The organism is Pantoea sp. Sc1 (assembly GCF_000255315.1).
GTDB classification, from domain to species: domain Bacteria; phylum Pseudomonadota; class Gammaproteobacteria; order Enterobacterales; family Enterobacteriaceae; genus Pantoea; species Pantoea anthophila.
In genome coordinates this window covers 1,973,385-1,988,462 of the sequence record NZ_AJFP01000001.1, presented here as the reverse complement: position 1 = coordinate 1,988,462, position 15,078 = coordinate 1,973,385, and the positions used below count along the sequence as shown (strand labels likewise).

The 15,078-nt window shown below is 54.5% G+C and carries 12 protein-coding genes and 1 other annotated feature (1 of these 13 cut by a window edge); of the genes, 4 read left to right on the top strand and 8 right to left on the bottom strand.

What is annotated here, in order from left to right; translation table 11 throughout:
- Positions 1–31: 31 nt before the first annotated feature.
- The 4 genes from acnA to topA form a co-directional block, all read right to left on the bottom strand.
- Complete coding sequence (gene acnA, locus S7A_RS09200) at positions 32–2,713, bottom strand: aconitate hydratase AcnA (RefSeq protein WP_009089971.1); 2,682 nt, start codon at positions 2,711–2,713, stop codon at positions 32–34.
- Between the two features lie 600 nt (positions 2,714–3,313).
- Positions 3,314–3,472 carry a YmiA family putative membrane protein gene (locus S7A_RS20800; protein ID WP_009089968.1) on the bottom strand — a complete coding sequence of 53 codons (159 nt, stop codon included), beginning with the start codon at positions 3,470–3,472 and terminating at the stop codon, positions 3,314–3,316.
- A 495-nt stretch (positions 3,473–3,967) separates the two neighbouring features.
- Positions 3,968–4,942 carry an HTH-type transcriptional regulator CysB gene (cysB, locus tag S7A_RS09190; protein WP_009089966.1) on the bottom strand — a complete coding sequence of 325 codons (975 nt, stop codon included), beginning with the start codon at positions 4,940–4,942 and terminating at the stop codon, positions 3,968–3,970.
- Positions 4,943–5,126: 184 nt separating this feature from the next.
- The gene (topA, locus tag S7A_RS09185) at positions 5,127–7,724 is read right to left on the bottom strand and encodes a type I DNA topoisomerase (protein WP_009089965.1); all 2,598 of its coding nucleotides are present in this window, start codon (positions 7,722–7,724) and stop codon (positions 5,127–5,129) included.
- Between the two features lie 372 nt (positions 7,725–8,096).
- Here topA and S7A_RS09180 point away from each other — a divergent pair, with 372 nt between their 5' ends.
- On the top strand, positions 8,097–8,345 hold the full coding sequence (locus S7A_RS09180; protein WP_009089962.1) for a YciN family protein: 249 nt from the start codon (positions 8,097–8,099) through the stop codon (positions 8,343–8,345).
- Between the two features lie 28 nt (positions 8,346–8,373).
- Here the strand turns inward: S7A_RS09180 and sohB are convergent, their stop codons facing one another.
- Positions 8,374–9,420: a protease SohB gene (gene sohB / locus S7A_RS09175; RefSeq protein ID WP_009089960.1), complete on the bottom strand. Its 1,047-nt coding sequence runs from the start codon at positions 9,418–9,420 to the stop codon at positions 8,374–8,376.
- 173 nt (positions 9,421–9,593) lie between these two features.
- On the opposite strand from sohB, the gene S7A_RS09170 reads away from it, so the two are divergent.
- Together S7A_RS09170 and cobO are read left to right on the top strand one after the other, a co-directional pair.
- Positions 9,594–10,355 carry a YciK family oxidoreductase gene (locus tag S7A_RS09170; protein WP_009089958.1) on the top strand — a complete coding sequence of 254 codons (762 nt, stop codon included), beginning with the start codon at positions 9,594–9,596 and terminating at the stop codon, positions 10,353–10,355.
- Positions 10,355–10,945: a cob(I)yrinic acid a,c-diamide adenosyltransferase gene (gene cobO, locus S7A_RS09165; protein ID WP_009089956.1), complete on the top strand. Its 591-nt coding sequence runs from the start codon at positions 10,355–10,357 to the stop codon at positions 10,943–10,945. Before S7A_RS09170 ends, cobO begins: the two co-directional genes overlap by 1 nt.
- A 53-nt stretch (positions 10,946–10,998) precedes the next feature.
- Here cobO and rluB read toward each other — a convergent pair whose 3' ends face one another.
- Positions 10,999–11,889 carry a 23S rRNA pseudouridine(2605) synthase RluB gene (gene rluB, locus S7A_RS09160; protein WP_009089955.1) on the bottom strand — a complete coding sequence of 297 codons (891 nt, stop codon included), beginning with the start codon at positions 11,887–11,889 and terminating at the stop codon, positions 10,999–11,001.
- A 780-nt stretch (positions 11,890–12,669) separates the two neighbouring features.
- Here rluB and S7A_RS09155 point away from each other — a divergent pair.
- Positions 12,670–13,317, top strand: coding sequence for a hypothetical protein (locus S7A_RS09155; protein ID WP_009089953.1), 648 nt, complete (start codon positions 12,670–12,672; stop codon positions 13,315–13,317).
- 10 nt (positions 13,318–13,327) lie between these two features.
- Here S7A_RS09155 and S7A_RS09150 read toward each other — a convergent pair whose 3' ends face one another.
- Both S7A_RS09150 and S7A_RS09145 read right to left on the bottom strand, forming a co-directional pair.
- The gene (locus S7A_RS09150) at positions 13,328–13,948 is read right to left on the bottom strand and encodes an L-threonylcarbamoyladenylate synthase (RefSeq protein WP_009089952.1); all 621 of its coding nucleotides are present in this window, start codon (positions 13,946–13,948) and stop codon (positions 13,328–13,330) included.
- 12 nt (positions 13,949–13,960) lie between these two features.
- Complete coding sequence (locus S7A_RS09145) at positions 13,961–14,878, bottom strand: PHP domain-containing protein (RefSeq protein WP_167430777.1); 918 nt, start codon at positions 14,876–14,878, stop codon at positions 13,961–13,963.
- A 120-nt stretch (positions 14,879–14,998) separates the two neighbouring features.
- Positions 14,999–15,078: a sequence feature (Trp leader region), on the top strand (it continues 22 nt past the right edge of the window).

Here is a 15,078-nt window from a genome sequence, read left to right as displayed (position 1 = left end):
TAAAGCCGGGTTTCCCCGGCTTTTTTGTCACTCAGTTCAGCATGTTGCGAATCACGTAATGCAGGATACCGTCGTTGCGGTAATAGGTCAGCTCATTACCGGTGTCGATGCGACAGCGGGTATCCAGCTCTTCCTTGCTGCCATCGGCGCGGGTCAGTGTCACTTTAACGCTGCAGCCTGGCGTCAGGGCCTGCAGATTTTCCACGTCGATGCGCTCTTCGCCCGTCAGTCCCAGGCTTTTGCGGGTCACGCCCTGCGGGAATTCCAGTGGCAGGATACCCATACCAATCAGGTTTGAACGATGAATACGTTCAAACGATTCAGCAATGACGACCCTGACCCCCTGCAGACGCGGCCCTTTTGCCGCCCAGTCGCGGCTTGAACCGGAGCCATACTCTTTGCCGGCGATCACGGCCAGCGGGACACCGTCCGCCTGATACTTCATCGCCGCATCATAGATGGCCAGCTGTTCGCCACTCGGATAGTGTCGGGTATAACCGCCCTCCACACCCGGCACCATCTCGTTGCGGATACGGATATTGGCAAAGGTACCGCGCATCATTACCTCATGATTACCGCGCCGCGAACCATAGGAGTTAAAGTCGGTGCGCTCCACGCCGTGAGAGAGCAGATAGCGTCCGGCCGGACTCTCCGCTTTGATGCTGCCCGCTGGGGAGATATGGTCAGTGGTGACGGAATCACCCAGCACGGCCAGGATCCGCGCGCCGCGGATATCCTGCACCGGCTTCGGCTCTTTCTCCATATCATCGAAGAAAGGCGACAGCCGGATATAGGTTGACCCTTCGTCCCAGTCGTAAGTCGCCGCCTCGCTGACTTTAATCTGTTGCCACTCCGGCGTGCCGTCGAAGACTTCAGCGTACTCTTTATGGAACATATCGCTGGTGACCTGCTGCACCGCCGTGGCAATTTCTTCCGGGGTCGGCCAGATATCTTTCAGGTAGACCGGCTGGCCCTGCTGATCCTTGCCCAGCGGTTCCGTCTGCAGATTGATCTTCATATTACCCGCCAGTGCGTACGCCACCACCAGCGGCGGTGAAGCCAGCCAGTTGGTTTTGATCAGCGGATGAATGCGGCCTTCAAAGTTGCGGTTACCGGAGAGGACAGCCCCGACGGTAAGATCGCCCGCTTTGATAGCGGACTCGATTTCATCTTTCAGCGGCCCGGAGTTACCAATACAGGTGGTGCAGCCATAGCCGACCAGGTTGAAGCCCAGCTTATCCAGCCACGGGGTCAGCTGTGCCACGGCCAGATAGTCTGACACCACTTTAGAACCGGGAGCCAGGGAGGCTTTGACCCACGGCTGACGTTTCAGGCCGCGCTCAACCGCTTTCTTCGCCAGTAAACCGGCCGCCATCAGCACGCTGGGGTTAGAGGTGTTGGTACAGGAGGTGATTGCACTGATTACCACGGCACCGTCTGAGAGGGTATGTGTCAGCCCGGTATCACTGTCGGTATAGGTGACATTTTTATGGGGTTTCTGCGCCTGGTTGACTTCCAGCTCGTTGCTGGCGTCAAACGCGGCAGGCACATCCCCCAGCGACACCCGATCCTGCGGACGTTTGGGTCCGGCGAGGCTGGACTCTACGTCGTTCATATCCAGCGCCAGAGAACTGGTAAAGCGTGGCTCATCCCCGGCATGACGCCACAGGCCCTGCGCTTTGGCATAGGCCTCCACCAGCGCGACCTGCTCCGCATCACGCCCCGTCAGCGTCATATAGCTCAGGGTGACATCATCCACCGGGAAGAATCCGCAGGTGGCGCCATATTCGGGTGCCATATTGGCAATGGTGGCGCGGTCAGCTAGGGGCAGATCGGCCAGGCCATCGCCATAGAACTCAACAAATTTGCCGACCACACCGTGCTTACGCAGCATCTGGGTCACGGTCAGAACCAGGTCGGTTGCCGTGATGCCGGCGCGCAGTTTGCCGGTCAGCTTAAAGCCAACCACATCCGGGATCAGCATAGAAACCGGCTGACCGAGCATGGCGGCTTCGGCCTCTATCCCCCCTACTCCCCATCCCAGCACGCCCAGCGCGTTGATCATGGTGGTGTGGGAGTCCGTACCGACCAGCGTATCGGGCCAGGCATACTCTTCACCGTTCAGGGTTTCATGCCAGATTGCCTTGCCGAGATACTCCAGGTTCACCTGGTGACAGATACCGGTGCCCGGCGGCACGACGCGGAATTTATCGAACGCTTTTTGCCCCCAGCGGAGAAAGACGTAGCGTTCATGGTTACGCTCCATCTCCAGCCGGACGTTCTCTTCAAACGCATCATCGTCGCCAAAATGGTCAACCGTCACGGAGTGGTCGATCACCAGATCGACCGGCGACAAGGGGTTCACCTTCGCGACGTCGCCGCCCAGCCGGTTCACCGCTTCGCGCATGGCGGCCAGGTCAACGACGGCCGGCACGCCGGTAAAATCCTGCATCAGAACACGGGCTGGCCGGTAGGCAATTTCGCGATCGGCATGCGCCTCTTTTTGCCAGTCAACCAGCGCCTGGATATCCTCCGCGGTGACGGAGTCGCCATCCTGCCAGCGCAGCAGGTTTTCCAGCAGAACTTTGAGCGATTTCGGCAGGTTATCGATATTGCCGAGGTGTTGAGCAGCGCGGGGAAGACTGAAGATATGATATTTTTTGCTGTCGACCTGCAGTATTTCCTGACTCTGCTCGCGTAGGGTAGACGACATAGCTCCTCCTTTCATTCATGGTCTTTAAACCTTAGAGAGACAAAGGTTTATGTTAAAGATAGTCCACAAATTCGTTAACGTTTTGATTACAACACAAATTGCTACAATCGCCCATAAACGAAAATGCCCCGTGAAAATCACGAGGCATCATAAAAAGGGGAGGTAATTCAGATTAAAGCGTTATCCACACCGCCGCAGACCAGAACGCAAAGGAGAACGCATACGCGCTAAGCCAGGACATTTTAATCATATTCATTTGGTTCACTCCTTCGCCGGAATCGGGCGTAAAAGTTTTTTGCGGTCACCTTACTCTGGCGACACCCTTGGGTCGTACTGGATGTGGAAAGGGGCATTTAAAAAAGCCCGCCGGAATGTCCGGTAATAAAAGAGCGGTGACTAAAGAGAATCAGACAACGTTATTTAGTTTCAGGCTGCAAAAACGACTCAATAAAAAGTCGCTGGTTATCACTCAAATCCCATGACTCGGGGATAGACACTTTCTCGTCCTTTGCAAGCGGCTCTTTCGCTTTGCAGCTGACCGGCTTGGTCTGACGCGCCGTCAGAGAACGTTTATGGCTGAGTGTGTTTGCCCACATGGCTTTAGCCCCAGATACGCCAAATCATTAACGCGACAACCACCCAGAACAGCGCAGAGGCAGCGAATACGGTTAACCAGGCTTTGCGACGGGTGTTACCAGTACGCTCAACCTTGGTGCTTTTTACCGGGAAACCCGGTTCTACAGTCAGTCGTGTATTCATAGTTTCTGATAATCACTCTCAACAAAATGATTGATAACAACGATTAAGATTTAGGAGGAATCCTAAACGCGTTAAGGCCAAAAATCCAGTTATTTTTATTGAGTAAAACGATTAACGGTATTAATCAATAGTCTTAAATAACGCCAGAAATCATTAACAGCGGAACCACTCTTTAATTAAATGAAGCACTAATCAATTTGAGTTAATTCCATTTCAGATCCATTTAAAACTAAAGAGCAAACCCCAGAGCCTGATGTTTACTGGCTTCCAACATAGGCGGTTAACTGGAGTATGGGAATAATCCTGGCATGTCGCAAAGTGACATAGTTAAAAATGTGTTGTGATTCGCATTTAAGAAAGCCGAACCGGAAAACATGTGATCAATGTTTCATTTACAAAAAAATCATAAAAACTTTCAGTCTCATCTGGCGCTAAAGGCTGGCAACAAAAAAGGCTGCACCAGGCAGCCTTATGTTGTCGCGCAGGGGATAAACCCTATTTAAACGGCAGCTTGATATCTTTAAACATCGCTTCAATGTCTTCGTTAGAGCGGAGCGCAACGGCGGTATCCACCACGTCACGCGTCAGGTGCGGGGCAAAACGCTGGATGAAATCATACATATAGCTGCGCAGGAAGGTGCTGCGACGGAAGCCTATTTTGGTGGTGCTGTTGGTAAAGATATCCGCGGCTTCAATGCGAATCAGATCGGGATCGGACACCGGGTCAACCGCCATACTGGCGATCACGCCGACACCCAGCCCCAGACGGACATAGGTTTTGATGACGTCTGCGTCGGTTGCGGTGAAGACGATACGAGGTGTTAACCCGGCGCGATTGAATGCGGTATCCAGTTCTGACCGCCCGGTAAAGCCAAAGGTATAAGTCACCAGTGGATACTCCGCCAGCTCTTCAATGGTCACCTGCCCTTTTCCGGCCAGCGGGTGATCGGCGGTGACCACAATCGCCCGATTCCAGTGGTAGCACGGCAGCATGATGAGATCGTCATAGAGATGCAGCGCTTCGGTGGCAATGGCAAAATCGGCATTGCCTTTGGAAACGGCTTCGGCGATCTGGGTCGGCGATCCCTGATGCATATGCAAAGAGACGCGTGGATAGCGTTCGATAAAGCCTTTGATCACGCCGGGCAGCGCGTAGCGCGCCTGAGTATGGGTCGTCGCCACATAGAGCGAGCCTTTATCGGGCCAGGTGTGCTCACCGGCAACCGATTTAATGGCATCCACTTTGGAGAGCACTTCGCGCGCGATACGAATGATCTCTTCCCCGGCTGGCGTGACCTGCGTGAGATGTTTCCCGCTCCGGGCAAAAATCTGCACACCCAGTTCATCTTCCAGCATCCGGACCTGCTTACTGATGCCGGGCTGCGAGGTATAGAGACCTTCCGCAGTCGAAGAGACGTTGAGGTTATGGTTCACCACTTCGACGATATAGCGCAACTGCTGTAATTTCATATCTGTTTTGTCCTGGTAAGTTACAGAGTCGCATCCCCGATTGACCGACAGTCGCAAGGGTGAAGAAAGGCTATGCATCAGGAAAGGTCGGAAATGCTATAACAACTATATCAGTTTAAGTGTGAGAATAGAACGGATTGATATAAGGCTCAGAAAAAGGCCAGCGAACGCTGGCCTGATAAGATTACTTTTTCGCTTCCTGCCATTGGCCATCAATAAAGAAGGCTGACCAGCCGGTGGCTTTGCCCTCGTTTTCTGAGGAGACATACTGCTGCTTAGTCTTGCGGCTGAACCGCACCAGCGTTTTATTCCCTTCCGGATCGGCGACTGGCGCGTCTGCCAGATATTTCAGCTTCTCAGGCAGACGATCTTTGAAGCGCAGTAGCTCTTCCACCAGCGGCGCACGGGTTTCGCGCGATTTCGGGAACGTATTGGCTGCCAGGAAGACGCCCGCCGCCCCGTCGCGCAACACGAAGTAGGCATCTGACTTCTCACACGCCAGCTCAGGCAGCGGCACCGGATCTTCTTTCGGTGGCGCTACTTCCCCACTGCGCAGAATTTTGCGGGTGTTTTTACACTCTTCGTTGGTACACGCCATGTACTTGCCAAAGCGTCCCATCTTCAGATGCATCTCCGAACCGCACTTCTCGCACTCTACGACCGGGCCGTCATAACCCTTAATGCGGAACTCGCCTTTCTCGATTTCGTACCCATCACACTCCGGGTTATTACCACAGACGTGCAGCTTGCGTTCATTGTCGATCAGGTAGCTGTCCATCGCTGTGCCGCACTTCTGGCAGCGACGACGGGCACGCAGGGCGTTGGTTTCGGCATCGTCCCCTTCCAGAATGTTCAGAACTTCGTTTTCCGGAATCAGGTTGATGGTCTGCTTGCAGCGCTCTTTCGGGGGCAGCGCATAGCCGGAACAGCCCAAGAAGACACCGGTACTGGCGGTGCGGATCCCCATCGGACGGCTACAGGTCGGACAGTCAATTGAGGTCAGCACCATCTGATTGGGCTGCATGCCGCCCTCTTCAGGATCTTTTTCTGCCTTTTCAAGCTGCTCGGTAAAGTCGCTGAAGAAGTGGTCCAGCACCGCTTTCCATTTCGCCTGGTTATTGGCGACCTGGTCCAGGCTGTCCTCCATGCGCGCGGTGAAATCGTAGTTCATCAGCTCGCGGAAGTTCTCTTCCAGACGATCGGTGACGATTTCACCCATTTTTTCCGCATAGAAACGGCGGTTTTCTACCCGGACATAGCCACGATCCTGAATGGTCGAGGTAATGGCGGCGTAGGTCGAAGGACGGCCGATACCGCGCTTCTCCAGCTCACGTACCAGCGAGGCTTCGCTGAAGCGTGCCGGTGGCTTGGTGAAGTGCTGACCCGGCAGCAGCTGTTGCAGGTCGAGGCTATCCCCCACACTGACCGCAGGCAGCGTGCGATCTTCATCGTTCTTACGCAGCGCAGGCATCACTTTAGTCCAGCCGTCGAAGCGCAGAATACGGCCTTTCGCTTTGAGTTTAAACTCACCGGCGGCGGCCGTGATGGTGCTGGAATCATATTTGGCCGGGGTCATCTGGCAGGCGACAAACTGACGCCAGATCAGCTGATAGAGCTTCTGCGCATCCGCTTCCATATCCTTCAGTTTTTCCGCCACGACTTCCACATCGGAAGGACGAATCGCTTCGTGCGCTTCCTGAGAGTTCTCTTTGCTGGCGTAAGTGACGGGGCTGTCTGGCAGATATTTTTTACCGAAATTGTTTTCGATGTAGCCCCGCGCCATGGCGACCGCATCCTGACTCAGGTTGGTCGAATCGGTACGCATGTAAGTGATGTGACCCGCTTCATAGAGGCGCTGCGCCATCATCATGGTCTTTTTAACGCCAAAGCCCAGACGGGTGCTGGCCGCCTGCTGCAGCGTCGAGGTGATATAGGGCGCCCCCGGCTTACTGCTGGTCGGCTTATCTTCACGATCCACAATTTCAAAGCGCGCTTTTTCCAGCAGCGCCACTGCGGCGTAAGTTTCGTCACGGTTGACCGGGCGGAACACCTTGTCGCCGCGGTGTGTCACATCCATCGACAGCTCATCGCCGTTTGGCGTGGTCAGCGCGGCATTAACTTCCCAGTACTCTTCGGGAACAAAGGCTTTAATTTCGCGTTCACGTTCCACTACCAGGCGAACGGCCACTGACTGCACACGACCGGCTGAGAGGCCACGGGCGATCTTTTTCCACAGCAGCGGTGACACCATGTAACCCACCACGCGGTCCATAAAGCGGCGCGCCTGCTGAGCATTGACCCGGTCGATGTTGAGTTCGCCCGGCTTTTCAAACGCCTGACGAATCGCATTTTTGGTAATTTCGTTAAACACTACGCGGCTGAAGCGTGAGTCATCGCCTCCGATCACTTCCCGCAGGTGCCAGGCAATGGCTTCCCCTTCGCGGTCAAGGTCGGTTGCGAGATAGATGTGGTCAGCATTGGCGGCCAGCGCCTTCAGTTCTGCCACCACCTTCTCTTTGCCGGGCAGGATCTGATAATCCGCTTCCCAGCCATGATAGGGGTCAACACCCATGCGGCTGACGAGGGCGGCTTTCTCATCTTTTTTAACTTTTTTGACTTTTTTATCTGTCGAGGCGTCAGCACTTTTCTTTGCGGTTGAACCACTGGTCGGCAGATCCCGGATATGACCCACGCTGGATTTCACCACGTAGTCATTGCCCAGATATTTATTGATTGTTTTGGCCTTTGCCGGGGACTCAACAATAACGAGTGCTTTACCCATATTTACCTTTACCTAATGAAAACATCCTGCTTAACGGGAGAGGATTGGATGCCCAAAAACCCATCGGGTTCAATATTGCTGCGCCTGTCTAACATTTCAAGGCGGAGGGGTCAATCTCAGAACAGATGATCCGGCTAAATGCAACTGCATGATAAAGCATGATTTTTCCATCTGAACTCTTCGCACATCCTGGTGCAAAATCCCTGAAATCGGAATCGCCCACACTCTACCTGATAAAATCTGTTACGCAACTTAATTAGCATTCAGCCCGTCGTTACGCCAGGTTTTCATCGGTCAGGGCGGGTTGTCATGCCAGCAGACTCGTCAGTAATATAGAAAGGATTCGAGTGCTGTCAAAAAAGGAGCAAATAAATGCAGACACCGACCCAGGCTATTTCCCGCCAGGCGTTGCTGGAAAAGGCCAACGCCCTGATTAAAGAACATGATGATTATTTAGCGGGCATGCAGGCGGATGACGTCAGTCAGCAGGGTGATGTGCTGGTTTTTCGCGGCCCGTTTTTTCTCGACGATCAGGGATTGCCGACGGCTAAAACCACAGCGGTGTTTAACGTCTTCAAGCATCTCGCGGTGGTCCTGTCGCCGCACTATCACCTGGAATAAAAAAACCCGGCACAGGCCGGGTTTCGCATCACAGCAGCGGCTTTTCGCCGCGCTGCCAGAGTTTCAGCAGCAGACGCTCTGCCACCGAGCCCGCGCTCTGAGTAAAGCGATCCATCATTTTACGACGGCGGGCGAAGTGCACCCCCAGTACGTTGAACTGATCCATCTGACGGATGATTAAATCATCGCTGGTGCCGATCTCATCAATCAGCCCCAGATCCAGCGCCTGGCGGCCATACCAGTGTTCACCGGTTGCGACCTTATCAATATCCAGCGACGGGCGCATCTGATGCACAAATTGCTTGAACAGCAGGTGCGTTTCGTCGAGATCCTGCTGGAATTTCTCCCGCCCTTCTTCGCTGTTCTCGCCAAACAGCGTCAGCGTTCGCTTGTACTGACCGGCCGTGTGCAGCTCGATATCGATGTCATTGCGCTTCAGCAGACGATTGAAGTTAGGGATCTGGGCCACCACACCGATTGAACCAATAATGGAGAACGGGGCCGCCACAATGCGATCGGCCACACAGGCCATCATATATCCGCCGCTGGCTGCCACTTTGTCCACGGCCGCGGTGATGCGCAGCCCGTGGTCGCGCAGACGCTGCAGCTGCGACGCGGCCAGACCATAGCCATGCACCACACCGCCAGGGCTTTCCAGACGCAGCAGCACTTCATCGCCCGGTTGCTGCACCGCCAGCACGGCTGAAATCTCTTCACGCAGTGACGTGACCTCACTGGCATCCATGCTACCTTTGAAATCAAGCACATAAAGCGTCGGCTTCTCACCACCGCGCGCGCCCTGCTTCGCCGCCTGCTTTTCCGCTTTGGCTTTCAGCTTTTCGCTCTTTTTATGGTTTTTCAGCCAGACCTTCTGCGCCTGCGGTTTCATTTTTGCCAGCTGCAGATCTTCTTTCATCTGTTGATAGTCATCACCCAGATGGGTCAGGCGCAGCTGACCACTTTGCGAGCGTTTACGCAGTGCCGCATTCATCACAATCATGACAATCGCCGCGACCGCAACCACCAGCGTCACCGCTTTCGCTAAAAAGAGTCCATACGTTGAAATAAAATCCATCAGGTCGCCTTAGTAAAAAAGAATCAAAAACAGTTCGCCAGTTTAGCCGTTTTACCCTGCCTCGTCGCCTGAAATGCCAGCAGCTGGCACAGATTGCGCGGGCTGGCGATTGCACCCATTCGTAAATTCAGGCATAAAGCGGAATCATGCTGTTTTCGCCGGAGGACCCCGCTGTGCATTATCAACCGAAAAGTGACCTGCTCAATCATCGTATTATTCTGGTCACGGGCGCGTCAGATGGCATCGGCCAGGAAGCGGCGCTGACCTATGCCCGCTATGGCGCAGAAGTGATCCTGATGGGCCGCAACCCGGAAAAACTCGAACGGGTCAGAACGTCGATCAATCAACTCAATAAACGTCCTGCTCACCAGGTGGTGCTGGACCTGGCCGAGGCCACACCAGAACGCTGCCAGCAGGTTGCCGACCAGCTGGCGCAACAGTTTCCGCGTCTCGACGGCGTGCTGCATAATGCCGGTCTGCTCGGTGAAATCGTGCCGCTGGCTGAACTCAATCCGCAGATTTGGCGTCAGGTGATGGATGTCAATCTGGATGCGACTTTCTTCCTGACTCAGGCCCTGTTGCCGCTGCTGCTGAAGTCAGAGGCGGGTTCGCTGGTATTCACCACCTCCAGCGTGGGCCGCACCGGTCGTGCAGGCTGGGGCGCTTATGCGGTCTCTAAATTTGCAACGGAAGGAATGATGCAGGTGCTGGCGGATGAGTATAAGAGCCAGTCGCTGCGGGTGAACTGTATCAATCCGGGCGGCACGCGAACCAAAATGCGCGCCAGCGCCTTCCCGCAGGAAGATGCAAATAAACTGAAAACGCCTGCCGATCTGATGCCGCTCTATCTCTATCTGATGGGCGATGACAGCCGCCGCAAGACGGGGATGAGCTTCGATGCGCAGCCGGGCAGGAAACCCGGAGCCGCGGAATAATGGCTGACGATCGTCATCAGCAGCGTCAGCAGCGCCTGAAAGAGCAGGTGGATGCGCGTATCGCCGCCGCGACAGCGGTTCGCGGCATTCTGATGGTGTTTACCGGCAACGGCAAAGGCAAAACAACCGCGGCCTTCGGCACGGCACTGCGCGCCACCGGCCATGGCAAGCGCGTGGCGGTGGTCCAGTTCATCAAGGGTGACTGGCCGAATGGCGAGCGAAACCTGCTGGAGCAGCACGGGGTGGAATTTCAGGTTATGGCCACCGGCTTCACCTGGGAGACGCAAAACCGTGAGACGGACACCACCGCCTGTCTGGCAGTCTGGCAGCATGCCCAGCGGATGCTGGCCGATGCGCATATCGATCTGGTGGTACTGGACGAAATTACCTATATGGTGAGCATGGGTTATCTGCCGCTGGAGGCGCTGATCGCCGCGCTGCAGCAGCGCCCGGCGCAGCAGAGCGTCATTATTACCGGACGCGGCTGTCACCGCACCCTGACTGAGATGGCCGATACCGTGACGGAGATGCGCCCGGTTAAGCACGCCTTTGATGCCGGTATACAGGCCCAGCAGGGTATCGACTGGTGACAGAAAAAGAAAACGCAGCCCGGAGGCTGCGTTTTTTTATCCTGCCGGCATAATTAACCGGAATTGCGTTTGCTGCCCGGATTGCGACGCGGCGCACGAGGGGTCGAGCTGACTTTGCTGTGGCGTTTCACCGCACGACGGATCTGGTTTGCTTTGGTGCGACGACGATCTTTCTCAACGACCAGTTTGGTCACCGTCTCATCATCCATCTCTACCAGGTTACGCAGATAGTTTACCGCCGGCAGATCCAGCTCCGTCCAGCCGCCGCGCGGCAGGCCTTTCGGTAAGGTAATATCGCCATAGCGAACGCGCATCAGACGGCTGACCTGGACACCGACCGCTTCCCATAACCGACGCACTTCACGGTTACGTCCTTCGGTCAGGGTCACGTTATACCACTGGTTGATCCCTTCTCCGCCGCCAAAACGCAGGGTTTTGAACGCAGCCGGGCCATCCTCCAGCTGAACGCCCTTGCTCAGCTGACGAATTTTATCATCATCCACCTGGCCAAAGACGCGCACCGCATATTCACGTTCCACTTCACGGCTGGGATGCATCAGACGGTTCGCCAGCTCACCGTCCGTGGTGAACAGCATCAGACCACAGGTGTTCACATCCAGACGGCCAACGGCAATCCAGCGTGACCCGCGCAGACGCGGCAGGCGATCGAAGACCGTCGGGCGCCCTTCAGGATCGCTGCGGGTACAGAGTTCACCTTCTGGTTTGTAATAGGCCAGCACGCGGCAGACTTCGGTTGCTGATTCAGCAATCGAAACCAGATGGCCATCAATACGGATTTTCAGGGATTTGCTGCTTTCGACACGGTCGCCCAGGGTGGCGATCTTTCCGTCGACGCTGACACGGCCAGCGGCAATCATTGATTCGATTTCACGACGCGAGCCATGACCGGCACGCGCTAAGACTTTCTGTAACTTTTCGCTCATTGAGCTTCCTCTTTGTCGCCTTCCCAGGCGTCATGGCAGGGTGATAATTCTTTCTTTATCAACAGGTTAACCTATTAACTTTGGCCCATTATACAGGCATTTAACCCCGATGTAACGCCCTTTGTGCTTCTGTAAATAGCCGATAAAAAAGCATAGAGACCGGATAATAATATTCCTCATTATTTACATGCCTGATTAAAATAACAGCAGACTCAGTTAAGGAAATATACTGAATAAAACGGCATTAGCGAAAACTTTATAGCTGAAGAAAATTAAATTTTTTAAACACTGGCGGGGCAATGAAAAGAGGCCGTAACGATCAAAAACTTAACACTATCTTAAACTTCCAGAGATTTTTCTGCGAATCTAATCCTCTGGCTTCTCTCTCAAAGGCAGAATAAACAACCGTAAAATTATCTTTAGTCAGCTCGATAAGCCAAATAAACGGCCCGGGCAAGATTATTCCTAATGCAGATTCTGTTAAAACCCTATTTTCAGGGGTATTTAATTCTTATTAGCTTTAATAAATTGTCTGACACTATTAAGCTGATACACTTTCTCTCAGCAGCACAATAAAAAAGCAGCACCTGAAATTTCATGGTCCTGCATCATAACAGTACGGCCCTTTGTTATTCGTTAATAAAAATCGTGTTTTCAGATAATCCAATAAACCGGCGCATCCGGAATTGTTGCGTTAATACGGTTCACTGATGAACCTTGCTTGCATGTCATAAGTCTTCACCAGGGATTTTCCGACATGCCGGAATAAAGAATGCCATCATGAGAAACCTGTTTCTGTGCCCGGTGCTGGCTGCACTGGTGCTGAGCGGGTGTTCCGTGGGCCACACTGAGTACAGTCGTACGGCGATGCAGCACGTAGATATGAGCGTGACCGGCATCCCGACGATCCTCGGTTTCGGCACACTGGGCACCAGCATCCCACTGACGCCTGAATATAGCCTTACCGCAGCGCACGTTGCCAAAACCGCCGTGCAGCGCGTGAAGTCTTATCATCCCTATTGCGACCTTGCGATTATTTATCACAAGAATGATGCCACCACCCTGGCAAAATTCCGCAGTGGTGATATTGGCGATCCCGTTAAAATGTACGGATACAGCTTTATTTCCGCGATGCCGGTAGAGTCGACGGGGGTGAATTTAGCCCGCACGGCTATTCGGAATAAATGGAATAAAAGTCCCTGCATTGCGATGGCCTCTAATGCAGGCGTGGTTCAGGGAATGTCGGGCGGCGGTGTTTATAACCGCGATGAAACGCTGAGCGGCGTGATTGTCGGTTATTCCGATGCCATTAAAAATGGCCGTAACGGGAAAGTGATCCTGAAAGACGTTTCACTTTATATTCCCTACGGCCAGTTTAAAAGCTGGTTGCAGTCAAATCTGGCCCCGACACCGACGCGCGGTGTCTGAGCCGGATCGATTACAGGAACGGGCGGGTATCGCCCACACCTTCACGCACAATTTCCGGCGTATCGGTGGTCAGATCGACCACCGTGGTCGGCTGCTGCCCCAGCGTCCCGCCGTCAATGATCAGATCGACCAGCTTGCCAATGGTGTGCTGAATCTCCTCCGGATCGGATTCCGTAAAATCGTTGCCCGGCAGGATTAACGAGGTCGACATCATCGGCTGATTCAGGGCTTCCAGCAGCGCCAGCGCCACCGGATTGGATGGCACACGCAGACCAATGGTCTTACGCTTTTCGTTCATCAGACGGCGCGGTACCTCTTTGGTCGCCTTGAGAATAAAGGTGTAGTTACCTGGCGTGTTGTTTTTCAGCAGGCGAAAGGCCGAGTTTCCCACCTGAGAATAGACCGACAGCTCAGAGAGGTCACGGCACATCAGGGTGAAATTGTGGTGTCCATCGAGCTGACGGATACGGCAGATACGCTCCATCGCGCCCTTCTCTTCCAGCCGGCATCCCAGCGCATAGCCGGAATCGGTGGGATAGACGATGACGCTGCCTTTGTTCAGGTAGTCGACCGCCTGGTTGATCAGGCGCGGCTGCGGATTGTCCGGATGAATATGAAACAGTTGACTCATAGAAACCTCGTGTCACCTTTCCGTGATTGCCACTGCGGGAGCGAGGTCCGGAAAGCGTTCCCAGACCGGCTCAACGTCGCCGGGCAGCCAGAGTTTGCGGCCCAGCTCAATCCACGGGCAGGGTTGATGAAAATCTGAACCTTGCGATGCGGCCAGGTCATTCTCTCTGGCGTACTGCGCCAGTTGCGTGCGCTCATTGGGTGGCTGCTGGCACTGTGCCACTTCCATGGCATCACCCCCCGCTTCGCGGAAGTGGGCAATCAGCCGTTTCAGCCACTTCGCCGATAAACCATACCGGCCCGGATGAGCCAGCACGGCGCAACCACCAGAATGATGAATCGCATCAATGGCTTGTTTAATTGTACACCATTGTGGCGGCACGTAGCCGGTTTTGCCTCGCGCCAGATAATTTTTGAAAACCTGGGCCATGTCACCGGCTTTGCCCTGCTCTATCAGGAAGCGGGCAAAGTGTCCGCGGGTAATGATGCCGCCCCCGGCCAGTCGGGTCGCCCCCGCCAGCGCGTCGGGAATACGTGCCTTCGCCAGCCGCTCACCGATCTCTTCCGCGCGCCGCTGCCGGCAGGCCAGTTGCCCCGCCAGAAAGGTCACCATCGCCGGATGATGGATATCGATGTTCAGCCCCACGATATGGATCTCATGATTCTCCCACAGGGTAGAAATCTCAGCACCGGCCAGCACTTTTATCGGCAGATCCTGGTCACGGGCGGTCTGCTGCGCCTCGCTCACCCCGTCCACGCTGTCGTGATCGGTGATCGCCAGAACGCCAACCCGCATCTCTACCGCGCGCTGCACCAGCACGGCGGGCGTCAGTAAACCATCGGAGGCGCGCGTGTGGCTGTGTAGATCATAAACCGGGAAACGGGCGATATCGCTCAAGAGAACTCCTGCTGAAACTAAACCGGCCAGCATGATAACGATTTTAACGCTCAGTGAAAAAGTGTATTGACATTTCCGCCCCGAACCCGTTAACTAGTACACAAGTTCACACGTAACGGGTATTTCATCATGGCGATTACAATTACGCATTTACATGGCTGGCGCGATGTTCCCGAAACCGGGCGACACGGTCGTGCACATTTTGCTTAAACGCTGTGCAGATACCTGAGCCC